This is a genomic window from Ruegeria sp. HKCCA5463 (assembly GCF_013034175.1).
GTDB lineage: Bacteria > Pseudomonadota > Alphaproteobacteria > Rhodobacterales > Rhodobacteraceae > Ruegeria.
Genome location: NZ_WQFL01000001.1, coordinates 670,092 through 688,300 on the forward strand (window position 1 = coordinate 670,092; position 18,209 = coordinate 688,300).

The following is an 18,209-nucleotide window of genomic DNA, read 5'->3' on the forward strand; positions in this document are numbered from 1 at the left end:
CTTGGAAACTTGGCACGGATCGGCGCTGCGTGAGCGGTGTGGGCTGTTTCAAGCCACCGTCGGTTGGAGAAAAAAGAGGCAAAGCGAAAAAAAGTGCCTGTTTTGGCAGCCTTTTTTCAACTGACTTCAAAAGAAGCGGTTTTTTTGGCCATGTGCTGAAAGTTTAGGCGCCTGCGGAAAGGGCCGTGTACAGCAGGGTCAAGGCGTGGTCACGCGCCGCGCGCCGCACGGCATCGCGACCGGGTGCGCCGAATTCGACGGTTTCGACATGCGTCGGCTGTCCCTTGACGGCCAAGCCGAAACACACGCGCCCTTCGGGTTTGAATTCGGACCCGCCCGGCCCGGCAATTCCCGTGATCGAGACGGCAAGTTGCGCCAGCGAGTTGCGCAGTGCGCCATCTGCCATTTCACGGGCCACCTGTTCGGAAACCGCACCATGCGCGTTCAGCGTTTCGGCCTGAACGCCCAGCATGTCCTGTTTGGCCTCGTTGGTGTAGGTGACAAAACCCCGATCCACGACCGCAGAGCTGCCGGGAATATCGGTCAGGGCCGCAGCGACCATGCCGCCTGTGCAGCTTTCGGCGGTGGCGATCATCACGCCCTGCGCCTTGGCGCGGTCCAGCAGGTCTGTCACGTTCATAACCCCAGAACTCCGTGTGCGATACCTGCCAGAACCATCACTCCGATGGCTGCAAATATACCCGCAATCACGTCATCCATCATCACGCCCATCGGATCGCCGCGGCGATCAGCCCAGCCGACAGGGCCGGGTTTGGTGATGTCGAACAGACGAAACAGGATGAACCCAGCAACCCAGCCGGGCCAGAGCGCGGTAATGTCGATTCCATGCGCCCAGGACGGATAGGAAATTGCCCAAAGCGCAATGAACTGGCCTGCGACCTCATCAATGACGATTTCAGATGGGTCGTGGTCATCCTGACCTTCGGTCATCACGCGTGTGGCCCACAGGCCGCCGACAAAAACCGCAACCGTTGCGAGGGCCAGCAACGGGAAACCACCCAGCATGTGCAATACCCAGGCCATTGGCAGGGCCACCAGCGATCCCCAGGTGCCCGGGGCAGGGCGCAAATAGCCGACGCCGCCAACAGTCCCGATCATCTGTGCCGCGTTCATGCTTTAACCAGACATGCCGTGGCCAAAGAGGCGATGCCCTCGCTGCGGCCGGTGAAGCCCAGACGCTCGGACGTTGTCGCCTTGACCGAAACCTGATCTGCACGCAGGTCCATGATTTCAGATATTTTTTCTCGCATGGCTGGTGCATGAGGGCCAATCTTTGGATATTCGCAGACCAGCGTGCAATCGACGTTCGAGATACGGTATCCCATCTGCCCCGCCAGCTCGACCGCGTGGCGCAGGAAAATCTCGCTGGCGGCGCCTTTCCATTGCGGATCCGAAGGTGGGAAATGTTGCCCGATATCCCCCTGCGCCAGTGCGCCATAGATCGCATCGGTGACCGCGTGCATTCCGACATCGGCATCCGAATGGCCTTGCAGTCCGCGGTCATGCGGCACTTTCACACCGCAAAGGGTCACATGATCCCCATCGCCAAAACGGTGCACATCGTACCCGTTGCCCAGCCTTACATCCATTTCCGTTCCCATTATGCGTTCCGCCCGGGCAAAATCCTCGGGTCGGGTGATTTTCAGATTGTCCGCATCGCCCGGTACGATGCAGACATCAAGCCCGGCGGCGCGGGCCACCTCGACATCATCCGCAGCGCCGCCCGGATGGGCGGCGTGGGCGGCGGTGATGGCGTTATAGTGAAACCCCTGCGGAGTTTGCGCGGCGAACAGGTTGCTGCGATCCTGCGTTCCAGTCACGGCCTGTTCATGCCCAACCCACAGCGCATCGGTCACCGCCAGCCCGGGCGCCGCCGCCGGACATGTTTCCAGGGCGTTCAGAACGTCGGTGATGATGCGGGGTGTGACGCAAGGCCTTGCAACGTCGTGGATCAAAACGCGCTGTACGTTCCGGTCGGCCAGTGCAGCCAATCCATTGCGCACCGATCCCGCGCGATCCGTTCCGCCCGCAGCCAGGATCAGGTCGGTTTCACGGAATTCTTCCCATGCGGCGCTGTCTTCGTCGGACAACACCAGAACAATGTGATCCACCTGTCCGCGAAAGCGCTCGATCGTCCAATCGGCCACCCGCCGGCCCGCAAGGCTGCGCCATTGTTTTGGCACGCCACCCCCGGCGCGCGACCCGCGACCGGCGGCAACTATGATGGCGGCAGTTGTCATATGTGCGCGCTCTCCTCGTGATGGGCATTGTTTAGGCGGCGGTGAATGCAGAGGCAATCACCCATGGTCATGTGATTAATAATTAGGCAAATGATGATTTTGCGGGCTTGTCGCGTGCCGTTTTGTTGTTCATATGCGCAGAAACCGATATCAAAACCACAACTGCCCAAGGATTAAGCACGTTGACATTGCACCTTGCCGACAAGGAAATAGCACCGCCTGTTTTGCTGGCCCCCATGGCCGGAATCACCGACCGCCCGTTTCGCGATCTGGTGATGCGTTTCGGTGCGGGTATGGTCGTCAGTGAAATGGTCGCCAGTCAAGAGATGGTACAGGCCAAGCCCGGCGTGCGGGAACGGGCGGAACTGTCCGCGGATGTGGAAAACACCGCCGTGCAACTGGCCGGGCGCGAGGCCCATTGGATGGCCGAGGCGGCCCGTCAGTTGGCCGACCGTGGCGCGCGGGTGATCGACATCAACATGGGGTGCCCCGCCAAGAAGGTAACAAACGGTTATTCCGGCTCGGCCCTACTGAAAACGCCGGACCACGCGCTGGCACTGATCGAGGCCGTTGTGGGCGCGGTCGATCTGCCGGTGACGCTGAAAACCCGGCTGGGATGGGACGATAGTCTGTTGAACGCGCCCGACGTGGCACGCCGCGCTCAGGACGCGGGTATTCAGATGGTCACGATCCATGGCCGCACACGCTGTCAGTTCTACAAGGGTCACGCCGATTGGCAGGCGATCCGGGCGGTGAAAGAGGCCGTATCGATCCCGGTCATCGCGAACGGAGACATCGTGGACACTGACGCCGCCCGAACCGCGTTGCGCCAATCCGGCGCGGATGGGGTGATGGTCGGTCGTGGCGCCCAGGGCAAGCCCTGGGTGTTGGCGCAAATCTGTCACGACCTGTACGGGGCCGAGGCGCCCGAGATTCCGACCGGTCATGATCTGGTTGATATGGTTTGCGCGCATTATCAGTCGATGCTGGATTTCTATGGCGCTGATCTGGGTCTGCGTGTCGCCCGCAAGCACTTGGGATGGTACATGGACGAAGCCGCAACGCCTGCGCCCTTGCGCCGGGCGGTCCTGACGTCACGTGATCCGGCGGAAGTTCTGCGTCTGTTGGCAGATGCGCTCAGCGACACGGACGAGGTGGCGGCATGAATTCCGATGCCAGCATCTGGAACTCGCTGCCGGTTCCGGCGTTCATTATTGATGAACAGGACCGGATATCCGATGTGAATGCTGCGGGTGAGGGGTTTCTGAACGCGTCGCGCAAATCGGTGATCGGCCATCCGGTGTGGGATCAGATCGCCGTGGACGCGCCGTTGGAAGAGGCGTTCGAGCGCGCCCGCTGGCAGGGCACGCCATTGTTCGTGAATGATGTGGATGTGGGGTCGGGTAGCCGAGCGCCGCTGCAATGCGCGTTGCAGATTGCGCCTTTGGTCGGGCATCCGGGCTCTATGATCATGATCATATCGCCTCGTGAACTGGCAGGTCGGATGACGCGCGGGAATACCGTCAAATCCGCGGCACAATCCGCCATCGGTATGGCAGAAATGCTGGCGCACGAGATCAAGAACCCGCTGGCCGGGATCACCGGTGCGGCGCAGTTGCTCAGCATGAATATACCGCCGCAAGATCTTGAACTGACAGACCTTATTGTTGCCGAAAGCCGCCGGATCGTGAAGTTGCTGGAACAGGTCGAGCAATTCGGGAATCTTCAGAAACCTGACTTCAAGCCGGTCAACATCCACGATGTGCTGGATCGCGCAAGACGGTCGGCATTGTTGGGATTTGGCGCTGATATGACGATCGTCGAAGACTATGACCCGTCGCTGCCGCTGGCTTACGGAGACCCGGATCAGATTCTGCAGGTGATCCTGAATCTGCTCAGGAATGCGTCCGAAGCCGCAGGACCGCAGGGTGGAACGATCCGCCTGCGGACCTATTTCGAACATTCCTTCCGGTTGCGTCGCAGTGACGGATCTGGGCATTCGCTGCCTTTGCAGATCGAGATCATCGATGATGGTCCGGGCCTGCCAGAAGACATCCGCGGCGACATTTTTGATCCCTTCGTATCCGGCAAGGAAAACGGCACCGGCCTGGGGCTGGCGCTGGTCAGCAAGATCATCTCGGACCATGACGGCTGGATTTCGGCCGAATCCGTGCCCGGGCGAACGGTATTCAAACTGTCGCTGCGCCGCGCGCCGCGAGACGCAATCGAGGACAAGAAGGAGAGCACCTGATGGATGGCACCGTATTGGTCGCGGACGACGATCGCACGATCCGCACTGTTCTGACACAGGCCCTCACGCGTGCCGGGTGCAAGGTGCATGCGACCTCATCACTGACCACGTTGATGCGCTGGGTCGGCGAGGGGAAAGGGGACGTGGTGATTTCCGACGTGGTCATGCCTGATGGAAACGGTCTTGAGATGCTGCCGAAGATTGCCGAAGACCGCCCCGGTTTGCCGGTGATCGTGATTTCCGCACAAAACACCATCATGACGGCGATTCAGGCGACAGAGGCGGATGCGTACGATTATCTGCCAAAACCCTTCGACCTGCCGGATCTGATGAAACGGACGGCGCGGGCGCTGGATCAGAAGCAACGCGCCCAGCCAGAGCCGGCCGTGGGCACAAGCGAGCGCCCAGAAGAGCTGCCACTGGTCGGGCGAACACCGGTGATGCAGGCCCTTTACCGGTTGGTCGCCCGGGTGATGAACACGGATCTCTCGGTCATGATTTCCGGGGAAAGCGGCACGGGCAAGTCACTGATTGCGCGAGCCATTCACGATTTTTCCGACCGTCGAACCTTGCCTTTTGTCACTGTCACCGCTGCCGAACTGCGCGATCTGGAAGGCCCGGCCCGTGTGATGGCGCGGGTTCGCGGCGGCACGCTGTTGATAGACGAAATCGCAGATATCGAAGATGAGGTTCAGGCGCGCATCGTCCGCATGATGGATACACCGGGCGATCACGTTCCCCGTTTCATGGCCACCAGCCAATCAGACCTGACCGAAGGGATGGAGAACGGGCGCATCCGTCAGGACCTTTTTTATCGCTTGTGCGGGGCGACGATCCACGTTCCATCACTGCGTGAAAGGGTGGATGACATTCCGCTGCTGGCCGAGCACTTTCTGGCTCGGGAAGAGCGGGAAAACGGCACTAAACGCTGGCTCAGCCCCGAGGCGGTGGAACTGGTGCGGCGCTATTCCTGGCCCGGGAACGTGCGGCAACTGGAAAATGCCGTGCGCCGGTTGGGTCTGACCAGCCGTGCTGATGAAATCACCAAAGCCGAAGTGGAAACGGTGCTGGGCAGCCAGCCAGAGGCGGAACCGGTCCTGAGCGGCGGTGAGCGCGAAAAGCTTTCGACCTCGGTCGAGCGGCATCTGCGGAGGTATTTTGACCTGCACGGCAACATTCTGCCGCCCCCGGGCCTGTATCAACGCATATTGCGGGAAGTTGAGGCCCCACTGATCGAAATCGCGCTGGATGCAACTGGCGGAAATCAGGCGAAATGTGCCGATTTGCTGGGAATCAACCGAAATACGTTGCGAAAAAAGATTACGGATCTCGATATTCAGGTGACACGTCGACGCAAACTGATGTAATATCGCCACACAAACCGTGGCATCCCGGCATCTGTTGGGAAAAGATCACGATATATGGCGGTAAGCCGCGCAAGCGGCACATCAGGATGAGGGCAGACAGTGGCAACCCGAGCACAGAGCGGGATGATCCCATCGATCAGTCGATGGCGTAAATCACGGAAACTGCGCAACTTTGGCACGTTTGGCCTGGTTCTCATGGGGCCTGTTCTGGCGCTGGCCACTTACCTTGTCATCGGTCCTTTCGATCTTGGCGCCACTGCACCGACCTTGCGGCTGATTCTGTTGGCCGATCTCGTATACGTTCTGGTTGTTGCTGCACTTGTGCTTGGGCAGGTTGGCAGCTTGATTGCCGCACGTCGGGCCAAGTCGGCGGGTTCGCGCCTGCATTTGCGCCTGATCGGGGCGTTTACTCTGCTGGCGCTGGTTCCAACCGTGACCGTGGCGATTTTCGCCGGATTGACCGTCAATATCGGGCTTGAGGGCTGGTTTTCCGACCGCGTTCGCCAGGTTGTGGGATCTTCGCTGACGGCGGCAGAAGCGTATGAACAGGAACACCGCCGAGGGTTAACGCAAGACGCGTCTGTTCTTGCGCGATATCTGGACAACGCCCGATCGCTGGACTTTTATATCTCGGACGCTGAACTGCGCGAAGTTCTGGCGCAGGGGCAAGCTCAGATTCAACGGGGGCTGCGCGAAGCCTATGTCATCGACGGTGGTGGCGAAATCAAATCGCGCGGGGACCGGTCCTACCTGTTCAACTACGAAGCCCCAACCCCCGAGCAGATTGCAGAAGCCACCGACAAGGGCCTGCTGATCATCGCCGACTGGCCCAACAACGAGTTCCGCGCGCTGGTTCCTCTGAAGGCTTATCTGGATCGCTATCTCTATGTCAGCCGCGAGGTGGATGGGCAGTTGTTGACGCTGCTGGACGATACCAAGGAAACGGCACAGTTCTATCAGCAACTGGAAAGCGAACGGGGCAGGGTGCTGTTCGAGTTCGGCCTGTTGTATCTGGGCTTTGCGTTGATCCTGATCCTTGCGGCAATGTCCCTGGGCATGTGGTTTGCCGAACGGCTGTCGCGTCCCGTGGGGCGGTTGACCACCGCGGCGCAGCGGGTTGGTGCCGGTGATCTGAGCGTCCAGGTGATTGAAGAGGCCAGCGACGACGAAATCGCGATGCTGGGCCGGTATTTCAACCAGATGACCCGGCAGTTGAAAGGACAGCGCGATACGCTGTTGGAGAACACGCGGCAAATTGAAAGCCGGCGCCGTCTGTTCGATTCGGTGCTCAGCTCGGTCACTTCGGGTGTCGTTGGGGTGGACCCGGAAGGATGCATTACATTCGTGAACCGTTCGGCCGAGCGGTTGCTGGATTGGACCGGGGGCGAGCAGCATCTGGCCATCGGCATTGCGGTGCCGGAATTTCTGCCCCTGTTCGAAAGTCTGAAGGACAGCGGGCAAGAGGCCGTTCAGGGCGAAATCAAAGTGACCCGCAAGGGGCGGCTCGAGAACCTGTTGGTCCGCATGGCCATCCGTCGCGGAGAAGATGGCGGCCTGGAAGGTTATGTGGTTGCCTTCGATGACGTCACCGATCTGGTCAGCGCCCAACGGATGGCGGCCTGGGGTGACGTGGCCCGCCGCATCGCGCATGAGATCAAGAACCCTCTGACCCCGATCCAGCTGAGCGCGGAACGGATCAAGCGCAAGTTCTCGCGCAAACTGGATGAGGAAGACAGCAGCAGCCTGGATTCGATGACGAACGTGATTGTGCGGCAGACCAACGACCTGCGTCGCATCGTGGATGAATTCTCGAAATTTGCACGGATGCCTGAACCTGAACGCAGGGAAGAAAACCTTGTTGATCTGGTGCATGAGGCGGTCCTGCTGCAACAGGCCGGGCAGCCGGATGTGCACATTGATGCCGATCTGCCGCAACAGCCCATCATGGCCGATGTGGATGCAACCATGCTGAACCAGGCGCTTACCAACCTCATCAAGAATGCCGGGGAAGCAATTGTAACCCTTAAGGAAAAAGGGGCGCCCGACAACCTTCAGCCACAGATCAAAGTGGCGGTTACCAATGATGATGCGGGTACGGTCATAACCATTGCAGACAACGGGATCGGCCTGCCCGAGGATCGGGCACGGCTGTTTGAGCCCTATGTAACAACACGTGACGAAGGGACCGGGCTGGGCCTGCCCATCGTCAAGAAGATCATTGAAGAGCATGGCGGCGCGCTGACCCTCGAGGATGCGCCCGTATTTGACGGACAGGACCATTTTGGCGCGATGGCCGTGATCCGATTGCCGGGGGTTACTGTGTCCCAAACGGCAGCGCCACAGAAGCAGGCAATTAGAACCAACAAACTGAAAGCAGGCCAAAGATGAGTGACATTCTGATCGTAGATGATGAACGCGATATTCGCGAGCTGGTGTCCGACATTCTGGAGGACGAAGGCTATTCAACCCGGCTGGCGGCCAACTCGGACGAGTGCATGGCGTCGATCAACTCTGAACCGCCGGGGTTGTTGATCCTGGATATCTGGCTGAAAGACAGCCGAATGGATGGCATCGACATCCTGAAAGCGGTGAAACGCGACAACCCGGATGTGCCGGTGGTGATCATTTCGGGCCACGGCAACATTGAAATCGCCGTCGCCGCAATCAAGCAGGGCGCCTATGATTTTATCGAAAAGCCGTTCAACATAGACCAGTTGATGGTGGTGATCCGCCGCGCGATGGAAACCTCTCGCCTGCGTCGCGAGAATGCGTCTCTGAAGCGGAAAGAAGTCAACAATTCCGACATGATCGGCAAATCCGCCGCGTTCCGCGCCATGCAGGGGCAGTTGGACAAGGTGACCAAGTCGAATGGCCGCGTGATGCTCAGCGGCCCTGCTGGGTCCGGCAAAGAGATTGCAGCACGGTACATCCATGCCCATTCAAATCGCGCCAACGCGCCATTTGTCACGGTAAACTGCGCCGGGATCGAACCCGAACGTGTGGAAGAGGTGCTGTTTGGCCGGGAATCGGCAGAACGCGGCGTGGAATCGGGTTTGCTGGAAGAGGCGCATGGAGGCGTGGTCTATTTTGACGAAGTTGCCGACATGCCCCTTGGGACACAATCAAAAATCCTGCGGGTGCTGGTGGATCAGCAGTTCCAGCGTGTCGGTGGCAGTGACAAGGTGCGCGTGGACCTTCGCGTGATCTCGTCAACAAGCAAGGATCTTGACGAAGAAATCGCGGCTGAACGGTTCCGCGAAGAGCTGTACCACCGTCTGAACGTCGTGCCGATTGCCGTGCCGTCACTGGAAGATCGGCGTGAAGATATCCCGGTTCTGGCGCAGCACTTTATTGAGATGTGCAACGAAACTCAGGGTTTGCCGATCAGGGAACTTTCGGAAGAGGCTGTCGCGCTGTTGCAGACGATGACCTGGCCCGGCAACGTGCGCCAGCTCAAAAACCTGATCGAGCGGGTTCTGATCCTTGGCGATGGCTCCGGCCCGATTGAGGCGCGTGAGTTGCCCGACGAGGAAGAAAAGGCAGAAGATTCAGGTCGTGTCGTGTTGTCTGGCGCATTGGCCACCTTGCCGTTGCGCGAAGCCCGCGAGGCGTTCGAGCGAGAGTATCTGCTGACACAGATCAACCGGTTTGGCGGCAATATCAGCCGCACGGCCAGCTTTGTAGGCATGGAACGCAGTGCCCTGCATCGGAAGTTGAAATCGCTGGGCGTGGTGACTTCGAACAAATCCGGTGCGCGCGTGGCGCAAATCGATGAACCCGAACCGGCAGAATAATCTGCCGGTCGCACGGCCTCAGCCGGCCTGGCCAGGCGTTATGATCTGAAATGAGCCGTCATCGAATTTTACAAAGCACGACGCGCTGTTGAGCGGTGGCAAAGTGGTTGTTCGCGTTGCGGGCACGCGTGATTTGACGTTCTGCTTGCACGGCGGCAGGCTTACGGGTCGAAACCCTTTCTGGGCCATGCATTGCGCTTCGACCGTGTTGCGCAGGCCCTGATTTACATCCACGGTATAAACACGGCCGGGCTGCCACCAGCCGGGTGATCGATAGCAACGACCCCTGCCATCGCAATATGTGCGCCCCGGCCAATAGGTTGGCGGGCTTTGGCGGATCTGATTGGCTACCGGCACCTCTTTAACCGCCTTCAGCTGGCACTGAGTGGTCTCTTTTTGCAGGCGCGATACGCTTTCACCTTCGCGGTAGTAAAGCGAAAGTGGTCCGCAAGAAGTCAGCACCATCAAAGGTAACAGCATGGGAAACAGCGTTTTCATGTGCTTATCTTGCCGCAGCCGGGCTGCGATGACAATTCAATTGACCGCTCTGGGGGCATCTGTCATTCAATCCTTTCAGGCAGAAGGGCCAGAAGCATGAAGGTCATTATTTGCGGTGCGGGTCAGGTCGGCTGGCAGATCGCGCGGCATCTTTCGGGCGAGCTGAACGATGTTACCGTCGTGGACAACAATCCCGACCTGGTAAGGCGGGCGACTGAAACGCTTGATGTGCAGGGGATCGCCGGGTTTGCAAGTTATCCGGACGTGCTGGAACGGGCAGGGGCCCGTGACGCTGACATGATCATTGCCGCCACCCATTCGGATGAGGTGAACATGGTCACCTGCCAGATGGCGCATTCGGTCTTTTCGATCCAGCGCAAGATCGCGCGCCTGCGGTCGAAATCCTACCTCGAGGCGATCCACTCGGATCTGTACCGTCGTGATCATCTGCCGATTGATGTGGTGATCAGCCCCGAACGCGAAGTTGCCGCCGCCGCCATGCGCCGCCTGTCCGCCCCATCCGCCTTTGACACCGAGATTTTCATGGACGGCAAGGCGCAGCTTCTTGGGGTGCGGGTGGAAGAGGATTGCCCGATCGTGAATACACCGTTGCGGCAGCTGACGGATCTGTTCTCGACCCTCAGTTCCATCGTGGTTGGGGTGCGGCGCGAAGGCACGCTGTTCGCTCCCGAATCCGAGGATCAGCTGTTCGTGGGCGATGAATGCTATGTCTTCACCAACGTCAAGGACGTGGATCGCACCATGGAGGTGTTCGGCAAGGCGCAGAAGCGGCAGGATCGCGTGGTGATCGTGGGCGGCGGAAATGTCGGGCTGGAAGTGGCCAGAACGCTGGAAGAACGCGAAAGCCGCGTGCGGGCCAAGATCATCGAACGCGACCGCCATTGCGCTGAACTTGCCGCCGAAGCTCTGGAACGGACGATCGTGCTGCATGGCGACGGGCTGGATGCCGGGTTACTGAGCGAAGCGGGGATCGAGCGGGCCGATGCGATGCTGGCAGTTACGGATGACGACCGTACGAACATGCTGGCTGCGGTGCGTGCCAAGGCCGAAGGCTGCGCTCTGGCTATTGCATTGATCAACGATCCCAGCATGGTGGCCCTGATGGGGCCCTTGGGGATCGATGCTTATATCAACCCGCGAGCCACGACCGTCAGTTCGATCCTGCGGCACATCCGGCATGGACGGGTGCGTCAGGTCTATTCCATAGGGGACGCCGAGGCCGAGGTGATCGAGGCCGAGGTTCTGTCAACCTCGCCTATGGCCGGGCAACGTCTGCGCGATATCGACTTTCCCGAGGGGGTGCTTGTGGGCGCGGTCCGCAAGGGAGACGAGGTTTTGCGACCGACAGGCAGCCTGCGGATCGATGAAAAAGATGTGGTCGCAATCTTTGCCATGGCCAAGGACGTACCAGAGGTTGAACGCCTGATGCAGGTTTCAATCGATTTCTTCTGATGGCGCATGCAGGGACACAACAGGTTGGATTGTTGCGGCGGTTGCCGTTGTTCCTGCTGATCTGGGGCATTGCATCCCTGACCATGTGGATTCCAGCGATCTATGCGTTGGCTCTGGACGATCACGACACGTCACGATCCTTTCTGTATTCCGGGATCTTGGGCTTGTTTCTGGTTGCCACCATCGCGATGGCGTCCTCCAACCGCATACCCCGGCGCGGCACGTTGGGGCAGCTGGCGGTGATGCTGGCCTGTTTCACGCTGCTACCCATCTTTCTGGCGATCCCATTTCACGACGCGCTTGGAACGACCACCTTTCTGAACGCCTATTTCGATATGGTCAGTTCTCTGACGACCACGGGGGCGGACCTGTTTCCGGATCCGGCCCGCCTGACGGCCCCGTTGCATTTGTGGCGCGCCATGGTCGGTTGGATGGGCGGCCTGCTTATGTGGATCGCCGCTGCGGCGATCCTTGCGCCGCTGTCGCTTGGCGGGTTCGAGGTCACTGCCAAAGGCCAGCCGGGGCGCCCGGTGTCAGGGGTGGCACAGAGCGAGCGCGTGGACCCGCGAGGCCGTCTGATCCGTGTCGCCAGGACCCTGACGCCAGTCTATGTCGGGCTGACGACCGTGATCTGGGTTCTTCTGTTGATCGCCGGTGAAGTCGGTCTGACGGCCGTGTGCCATGCGATGGCAGTGATGGCCACGTCCGGAATCTCTCCGGTCGGGGGTATGGAAGGGGCGCAGGCCGGGTTTACGGGCGAAGCCATCCTGTTTCTGTTTCTGTTCTTTGCTCTCTCGCGTCTGACTTTTTCGAAGGATACCGCGACAACAGGCTATTCCCGTCTGGATACGGACCCAGAGTTTCGCATCGGTCTGATGATTGTCCTGGCTGTCGCAATCCTGTTGTTCTTCCGGGTTGTCGCGGGCGTGACGGAAATCGGTGGTCAAATGGAACCAATGCAGGCCTTGCAGGTCATCTGGGGGATGCTGTTCACCGTTCTGGCTTTCCTGACGACGGCCGGATTCGAAAGCGCGAACTGGAACGACGCACAGCAACTGTCGGGTTTGGGAACGCCCGGTTTGCTGTTGATGGGGCTGGCATTGATCGGCGGCGGGGTCGCGACGACGGCCGGAGGGGTCAAGCTGTTGCGGGTCTTCGCGCTATATCTGAATGGCGCACGAGAGATCGACCGCCTGATCTATCCCTCGTCCGTCAGCGGTGCAGGGGGGGGCAATCGCCGCATTCAAAGCGATGGTGCGTTCATCGCCTGGATCTTTCTGATGCTTTTTGCGCTGACCCTTGCGGTATTCAACCTATTGCTTGCGGCGATGGGGTCCGGATTCGAACAGGCCATGGTGCTGAGCGTGGCCACACTCAGCACGACGGGGCCGTTGATCGAGTTGGCCACCGACGTTCCAATTCGCCTGATCGACCTTTCTGCCAGCGCCAAGCTGACGCTGTGCGCGGCCATGGTCATCGGGCGTCTGGAAACGCTGGCGATCATTGCCCTGATCACCCCGTCGCTTTGGCGGGATTGAGCCGGGCACATCATGCGGCGGCTAACGCCTGATTTTTCATCTGGAATATCTGTGCGTAGCACTCCATACTCTGCCGGAGGGAGCGCGTTGGTCCGCAGCGCGTAGCAAGAACAATGGCGAGATTATAAAAATATGGCTTCGGACAGACAGAATCTTCAGGATGCCTTCCTGAACAATGTACGGAAAGCTAAGGTTCCGGTCACGATTTTCCTGATCAACGGTGTGAAATTGCAGGGTGTCATCACCTGGTTCGACAATTTCTGCGTATTGTTGCGCCGCGACGGACAGTCGCAGCTGGTCTACAAACACGCGATTTCGACCATCATGCCGTCACAGCCGATCAACCTGTATGAGGGCGAAGACGCCTCTTGATGGAACATGAGCGGGCGCGCACCCGGGCCTGGGTGCTGCATCCCGAAATCAAATCAGACGAACAGCGCCGTGTCCCCGAACCGGCGCTGGAAGAGGCGGTGGCACTGGCCGCCGCATTGCCCGATCTGGACGTGATCGGGTCAGAAGTCGTGCGACTTCAACGCGCGCAGGCCGGGTATTTGTTCGGCAGCGGCAAGATTGAAGAACTTGGCGAGCGTTTTCGCGACAACGAGGTTGAACTGGTTCTGATCGACGGGCCGGTGACCCCGGTGCAGCAGCGCAATCTGGAAAAGGCGTGGAAGGTCAAGATCCTCGATCGGACCGGGTTGATCCTTGAGATTTTCAGCGATCGCGCCCGCACGCGGGAAGGTGTGTTGCAGGTCGAGATGGCCGCGCTCAGCTATCAGCGGACGCGGCTGGTACGGGCGTGGACACACCTTGAACGTCAGCGCGGTGGTTTGGGATTTGTCGGCGGACCCGGCGAAACCCAGATCGAAGCCGACCGCCGCGCCATTGACGAGCAACTGGTACGCTTGCGGCGGCAGTTGCAGAAGGTGGTCAAGACCCGGACACTGCACCGGGCCGCCCGGGCCAAGGTGCCTTATCCAATCGTCGCACTCGTCGGGTATACGAACGCAGGGAAATCGACGCTGTTCAATCACCTGACCGGGGCCGAAGTGATGGCCAAGGACATGCTGTTCGCCACGCTGGATCCGACCATGCGCCGCGTACAGTTGCCCGATGGCCCCGAAGTGATCCTGTCGGACACGGTGGGCTTTATCTCGAACCTCCCTACCGAGCTTGTGGCGGCTTTCCGGGCCACGCTGGAAGAAGTCCTGGGTGCCGACCTGATCGTCCACGTGCGTGATATCAGCCACGAGGAAACCGAGGCGCAGGCGCAGGATGTCGAGGCGATCCTGACCTCGCTGGGCGTCGGCGAAGAGAGGCCCCGGCTTGAGGTCTGGAACAAGATAGACCTGCTGAGCGCCGATGAGCGCGAGGCAACGCTGGCGCGGGCGGACCGAGATCCTGAGATATTCGCGATTTCGGCTGTAACCGGGGAAGGCATCGCGCCGTTGCTGTCCGAGATTGCGATGCATCTGCAAGGTGCACGGCGTGAGGTGGTATTGGATCTGTCTTTCTCTGACGGGGACAAGCGGGCCTGGTTGTTCCGCCAGGATGTGGTGCGTACAGAAGAACAGACCGATGACGGTTTCCGCATCACGGTATTGTGGACCGATAAACAGGCGGCTCAGTTTGACTCGTTGTAGATTTGGGGACAGCGCTGTCCATGTCTGACAAGCCGGACCAAAGAGTGTTCCTGACCGGCCATATCGATGTGCCCGTGGACCGGCTGGAAGAGGTGCGCGCGGCGTTGCCGGACCATGTGAAACTGACCCGGGCGGAACAGGGCTGCATATCCTTCGACGTGATCGAGGATCAGACCCGTCCAGGTCGGTTCAACGTGTCAGAAGTGTTTACAGATCAGCAAGCTTTCGATGCACATCAGGCCCGGACACGGGCGTTTGACTGGTCGCGGGTCACTCAGGGGATACCGCGGGACTACAGGATGGAACGCGCATCCAGCGGACGGTGAGTCAGGCCCCGTCTATCTGCCGTTGATGGTCGTCCGCGTCGAACCAGCCCGATGATGATTGTACAAGGTAATCTGACGTCAGTTCCCATTCTTCCCAGCCGCGCGCTATGACGTGATTGCCGGTTACGGAATGGTGCCCTTCGCGGGTCCAGACGAATATGGCATGAGATCCGGCCCATCGCATCATGTCGCAACGCAGCTCGAGATCCGGAAAATCCGCGTAAAAACCCCGGGCCATGTCGGCGATCGCCGCGCGCCCCTCGATCGGGTCGCCCCGGTTGATGGTGACCTGCCCGTTTGACGCGAAGAAGCCGGCAACCGCGTCGGGGTCACCTGAGCTCCAGGCTATTGCGTAGTCTCGCGCGAGGTTATTCAGAGTATCCCGAATGCTGGCCATACTCGCCCCCTTTTGGTCCCACATGATCGGTGCCGTTATGTTAGGCGAATAAAGCTGTGGGTGCCACGATGCCCCCGCGAACAGGGCGGGGACTTGCCGAATAGGCGGATTATCGCGGGATCAGATTGGTTACCCCGACAGCCGCGGCGCGGGCCAGATCAAGATCCAGTGACATGGGTATGTATTCGCCACGCCGCCACAGCTGCGCCTGATCGTCATAGTAACGCGACAGGAAATGACCCGATTGCCCAGTCGCAGTAATGAAGACCGAGCTGTTGGGGTCGGCAAAGTCATAAACCCCGCGATACCCGGCGCCGTGCACATTCTGGAACGGATCAGGCCCTTCCCCCGATGTTCGGCCACGCAGCAATGTGTTGTCGCCGCCGCTGGTCGATTGGCGAATGTTCACAAAAAACCGCAATATTGGGACAGAGCCCAGCACGGGGTGATCATGCGTTGCCTGATGCGCGTCGCCCCAACGAAGGGATTCAAGCGCGCTGCCATATCGTTCAGAGATCCAGATCAGCGCGTCGTCCAGCGCAAGCCGCGCCATCTCGGTGCATGTCTCGACCGGTGCGCTTTGGATCACGTCGCACCAGACACCCGCGCCGTCAATGTCGCGATAGACCCGTTCGATGAACAGCGGTTCGACATGTTTGTATTCGCTGGCCAGAGGCCCAAGCTCGTCCGAGATCAGCCGGATTTGCAGCGCACGCAGCCAGGCCGCATAGATCAACGGCTCGGGCAGGTGTTCGTTCATCTCACCGTTCCAGTCCGCCAGCAGCGACAGTGCGATCTGGCGCTGGCGTTCCGGCGTTCCTTCCGGGGCCGAAGCCCCGGTGAACCACAGATCGGCACCGATCAGCGGCAGCAGGGACCGCGCGGTAAAGCTGACCGTGTCCAGCTGTGCCTCGATAAAGCTGTCGCGGGTATGCACCTCGCGCGATTGCATCAGGCGTTCCCAACGATGCACGCGCTGCGTATCGCCCCATTCATACGAGACGTGATCCGGGAAGGGGCGGTCGATGATCTTGTTGTTCGTGTTGCCCAGAACGCCGCCGACGGGGGCCACAAATTCCGGGTTGTCGGCATAGGGCAGGCGGCCTTGCCAGCGATTGGCCTCGATCCAGCCGGGCGAGGGGATGCGCCCCCTACTTTGATTTAGCAGATCACGCCGAGGCATGGCGCCGATCAGCTTCATCCCGATGGTCGTCTTGTCGACCAGCGACAGGTTCTGAGAAGGCGCGATGAACTGCTCACCGACCGCGATGGCCTGCTCCACGTTGTCGGCGTTCATCAGCGCCATGGACGCCGACATCGACGTGTCCTGCGGGCTGAGCGCCGTCCAGGACAGCGATGCCACATGGCCCGGCGGCGTGATGGTTTCCAGCTTGTAATCCGTGCCCGGCAGCACCGGCCCATTGTCCGTCCAGCGCAGGGTCAGCGTTACCGGAGCTTCCCCCTTGATCTCGATGATCGAAGGGCGGGTCTGGAATTCCTTGAAGCCGGTCGGGGTCAGGTATTCCTCGGGATTGTCAGGATTCAACTGCTCGATATGAACGTCCTGATCGTCAAGATACGAGGATGTCAGCCCCCATCCCAGCCGGTCGCTGCGTCCGGTCATGATGGCGGGCACACCGGGGATCGAAGCCCCGATGACACCGCCTTTTTCTAGGCCGAGATGTGCCAGGTACCAAATCCCGGGCGCAGTGAAACCCAAATGAGGGTCGTTGGCCAACAGGGTTCCGCCACTTGCAGAACGTGACGGCGCGGCGGTCCAGGCGTTTGAAGCTCCGGCCAGACCACGTTTGGGAAGGGGTGAAAGAGGTGTTTCGGGAATGTCCGTTCCCGCCGCATAACGCGGAAGATCTGGGAACAGGGTGGCATATTCGGGCAGCGCGGCAATGCCGGGTCCGGGAACGTCGGGCAGGATGTCGGCCAGACGTTCTGGGTTGTTCAGCATCAAGGACGTGCGCGCGCGCAGAACTTCATCGGTCAGGTGGCCTGACAGTTGCAGCGCCATCAGCTTGATTATTGCGATACTGTCACCCGGTTGCCAGGGCGAGACCGGAGCGTTGAACAGGAACATCTCGGGTGCGCCGCGACCCAGCGCCTCTTCGTTGATCTCGGTCAGGCGGGCATTGACCCCGGCGGAATAGGCACGCAAGGCGGCCTTGGTATAATCGTCCTGCACCTCGACTGATCGGTGGGCCAGCCCGTAAAGGTCCAACCTGCGCAGCAGCTTGTCGATGTGAAGCGTGCGCGGGCCAAAGACCTCGGACAGACGACCTTGCGCGGTACGGCGCATGACCGTCATCTGCCACAGTCGATCCTGTGCGTGGGCATATCCCAATCCAAAGAACACATCGGGATCGGTCTGGCCCAGAATATGCGGTACGTTGGCGGTGTCGCGTACGATCTCGACCGGGGCGGTCAGACCTTCGACCTCAAGCGTTTGGTCATAGTCCGGCAGGGATTGGCTGGCCAGAAAATAGACAAGGCCCATGGCGGCGAGGATCAGGATGATCAAACCCGACGCGATGCGCACCAGCCAGCGGAAAACAAGACCCATTACTGCCCCTATTCTTGTTCAGATAAATGTTGCGCAGAGACTAGAGGATGGTCGGTCCGACCGAAAGAGGAACGCGGCAAGAACCTGCG

General features: G+C 60.0%; 16 protein-coding genes. 10 read left to right on the forward strand and 6 right to left on the reverse strand.

Annotation, left to right across the window (positions count from 1 at the left end; translation table 11 throughout):
• Window positions 1-163: 163 nt before the first annotated feature.
• The 3 genes from GOW09_RS03375 to GOW09_RS03385 are packed head-to-tail and all read right to left on the reverse strand — an operon-like array spanning window position 164 to window position 2,261.
• A complete protein-coding gene (locus GOW09_RS03375) occupies window positions 164-640 on the reverse strand; it encodes a CinA family protein (protein ID WP_171115641.1) in 477 nt (158 codons plus the stop codon).
• Entirely contained in the window at window positions 637-1,134 is a 498-nt protein-coding gene (locus tag GOW09_RS03380; RefSeq protein ID WP_171115643.1) for a phosphatidylglycerophosphatase A, read from the reverse strand. Before GOW09_RS03380 ends, GOW09_RS03375 begins: the two co-directional genes overlap by 4 nt.
• Window positions 1,131-2,261 (reverse strand): bifunctional 2-C-methyl-D-erythritol 4-phosphate cytidylyltransferase/2-C-methyl-D-erythritol 2,4-cyclodiphosphate synthase, encoded by a 1,131-nt coding sequence (locus GOW09_RS03385; protein WP_171115645.1) that lies wholly within the window; start codon window positions 2,259-2,261, stop codon window positions 1,131-1,133. Before GOW09_RS03385 ends, GOW09_RS03380 begins: the two co-directional genes overlap by 4 nt.
• Window positions 2,262-2,443: 182 nt before the next feature.
• Between GOW09_RS03385 and dusB the strand changes: the two genes are divergently transcribed.
• The 5 genes from dusB (at window position 2,444) to GOW09_RS03410 (ending at window position 9,673) form a co-directional block, all read left to right on the forward strand.
• On the forward strand, window positions 2,444-3,427 hold the full coding sequence (dusB, locus tag GOW09_RS03390) for a tRNA dihydrouridine synthase DusB (protein WP_256368119.1): 984 nt from the start codon (window positions 2,444-2,446) through the stop codon (window positions 3,425-3,427).
• On the forward strand, window positions 3,424-4,512 hold the full coding sequence (locus GOW09_RS03395; RefSeq protein WP_152458153.1) for a nitrogen regulation protein NR(II): 1,089 nt from the start codon (window positions 3,424-3,426) through the stop codon (window positions 4,510-4,512). The genes dusB and GOW09_RS03395 overlap by 4 nt, the downstream gene beginning before the upstream one ends.
• On the forward strand, window positions 4,512-5,879 hold the full coding sequence (locus GOW09_RS03400; protein WP_171115649.1) for a response regulator: 1,368 nt from the start codon (window positions 4,512-4,514) through the stop codon (window positions 5,877-5,879). The genes GOW09_RS03395 and GOW09_RS03400 overlap by 1 nt, the downstream gene beginning before the upstream one ends.
• A 123-nt stretch (window positions 5,880-6,002) precedes the next feature.
• Window positions 6,003-8,267 (forward strand): PAS domain-containing sensor histidine kinase, encoded by a 2,265-nt coding sequence (locus tag GOW09_RS03405; RefSeq protein WP_171116529.1) that lies wholly within the window; start codon window positions 6,003-6,005, stop codon window positions 8,265-8,267.
• The gene (locus GOW09_RS03410; protein ID WP_171115651.1) at window positions 8,264-9,673 is read left to right on the forward strand and encodes a sigma-54 dependent transcriptional regulator; all 1,410 of its coding nucleotides are present in this window, start codon (window positions 8,264-8,266) and stop codon (window positions 9,671-9,673) included. Before GOW09_RS03405 ends, GOW09_RS03410 begins: the two co-directional genes overlap by 4 nt.
• Before the next feature lie 18 nt (window positions 9,674-9,691).
• On the opposite strand, the gene GOW09_RS03415 is transcribed toward GOW09_RS03410, so the two are convergent.
• The gene (locus GOW09_RS03415; RefSeq protein WP_171115653.1) at window positions 9,692-10,171 is read right to left on the reverse strand and encodes a hypothetical protein; all 480 of its coding nucleotides are present in this window, start codon (window positions 10,169-10,171) and stop codon (window positions 9,692-9,694) included.
• Window positions 10,172-10,267: 96 nt separating this feature from the next.
• Between GOW09_RS03415 and trkA the strand changes: the two genes are divergently transcribed.
• The 5 genes from trkA to GOW09_RS03440 all read left to right on the forward strand — a co-directional run bounded on the left by trkA (window position 10,268) and on the right by GOW09_RS03440 (window position 15,151).
• Window positions 10,268-11,644, forward strand: a complete 1,377-nt coding sequence (gene trkA, locus GOW09_RS03420) for a Trk system potassium transporter TrkA (protein ID WP_152458149.1) — start codon at window positions 10,268-10,270, stop codon at window positions 11,642-11,644.
• Window positions 11,644-13,182, forward strand: a complete 1,539-nt coding sequence (locus GOW09_RS03425; RefSeq protein ID WP_171115655.1) for a TrkH family potassium uptake protein — start codon at window positions 11,644-11,646, stop codon at window positions 13,180-13,182. Before trkA ends, GOW09_RS03425 begins: the two co-directional genes overlap by 1 nt.
• 132 nt (window positions 13,183-13,314) lie before the next feature.
• The gene (gene hfq, locus GOW09_RS03430) at window positions 13,315-13,554 is read left to right on the forward strand and encodes an RNA chaperone Hfq (RefSeq protein ID WP_005982826.1); all 240 of its coding nucleotides are present in this window, start codon (window positions 13,315-13,317) and stop codon (window positions 13,552-13,554) included.
• Window positions 13,554-14,825, forward strand: coding sequence for a GTPase HflX (hflX, locus tag GOW09_RS03435; protein ID WP_171115657.1), 1,272 nt, complete (start codon window positions 13,554-13,556; stop codon window positions 14,823-14,825). Before hfq ends, hflX begins: the two co-directional genes overlap by 1 nt.
• 20 nt (window positions 14,826-14,845) lie before the next feature.
• Window positions 14,846-15,151, forward strand: a complete 306-nt coding sequence (locus GOW09_RS03440) for a putative quinol monooxygenase (RefSeq protein WP_152458146.1) — start codon at window positions 14,846-14,848, stop codon at window positions 15,149-15,151.
• A gap of 1 nt (window position 15,152) precedes the next feature.
• On the opposite strand, the gene GOW09_RS03445 is transcribed toward GOW09_RS03440, so the two are convergent.
• Together GOW09_RS03445 and GOW09_RS03450 are read right to left on the reverse strand one after the other, a co-directional pair.
• Window positions 15,153-15,548 carry a nuclear transport factor 2 family protein gene (locus tag GOW09_RS03445; RefSeq protein ID WP_171115659.1) on the reverse strand — a complete coding sequence of 132 codons (396 nt, stop codon included), beginning with the start codon at window positions 15,546-15,548 and terminating at the stop codon, window positions 15,153-15,155.
• Between the two features lie 109 nt (window positions 15,549-15,657).
• Window positions 15,658-18,120, reverse strand: coding sequence for a penicillin acylase family protein (locus tag GOW09_RS03450; RefSeq protein ID WP_171115661.1), 2,463 nt, complete (start codon window positions 18,118-18,120; stop codon window positions 15,658-15,660).
• Window positions 18,121-18,209: the final 89 nt, after the last annotated feature.

Coding starts and splice junctions, on each gene's coding strand:
- hfq (WP_005982826.1), top strand. CDS start 13,315: ATGGCTTCGGACAGACAGAATCTTCAGGATGCCTTCCTGAACAATGTA.
- GOW09_RS03405 (WP_171116529.1), top strand. CDS start 6,003: ATGATCCCATCGATCAGTCGATGGCGTAAATCACGGAAACTGCGCAAC.
- GOW09_RS03415 (WP_171115653.1), bottom strand. CDS start 10,171: ATGAAAACGCTGTTTCCCATGCTGTTACCTTTGATGGTGCTGACTTCT.
- GOW09_RS03375 (WP_171115641.1), bottom strand. CDS start 640: ATGAACGTGACAGACCTGCTGGACCGCGCCAAGGCGCAGGGCGTGATG.
- GOW09_RS03440 (WP_152458146.1), top strand. CDS start 14,846: ATGTCTGACAAGCCGGACCAAAGAGTGTTCCTGACCGGCCATATCGAT.
- hflX (WP_171115657.1), top strand. CDS start 13,554: ATGGAACATGAGCGGGCGCGCACCCGGGCCTGGGTGCTGCATCCCGAA.
- GOW09_RS03380 (WP_171115643.1), bottom strand. CDS start 1,134: ATGAACGCGGCACAGATGATCGGGACTGTTGGCGGCGTCGGCTATTTG.
- GOW09_RS03445 (WP_171115659.1), bottom strand. CDS start 15,548: ATGGCCAGCATTCGGGATACTCTGAATAACCTCGCGCGAGACTACGCA.
- GOW09_RS03385 (WP_171115645.1), bottom strand. CDS start 2,261: ATGACAACTGCCGCCATCATAGTTGCCGCCGGTCGCGGGTCGCGCGCC.
- GOW09_RS03400 (WP_171115649.1), top strand. CDS start 4,512: ATGGATGGCACCGTATTGGTCGCGGACGACGATCGCACGATCCGCACT.
- trkA (WP_152458149.1), top strand. CDS start 10,268: ATGAAGGTCATTATTTGCGGTGCGGGTCAGGTCGGCTGGCAGATCGCG.
- GOW09_RS03450 (WP_171115661.1), bottom strand. CDS start 18,120: ATGGGTCTTGTTTTCCGCTGGCTGGTGCGCATCGCGTCGGGTTTGATC.
- GOW09_RS03395 (WP_152458153.1), top strand. CDS start 3,424: ATGAATTCCGATGCCAGCATCTGGAACTCGCTGCCGGTTCCGGCGTTC.
- GOW09_RS03410 (WP_171115651.1), top strand. CDS start 8,264: ATGAGTGACATTCTGATCGTAGATGATGAACGCGATATTCGCGAGCTG.
- GOW09_RS03425 (WP_171115655.1), top strand. CDS start 11,644: ATGGCGCATGCAGGGACACAACAGGTTGGATTGTTGCGGCGGTTGCCG.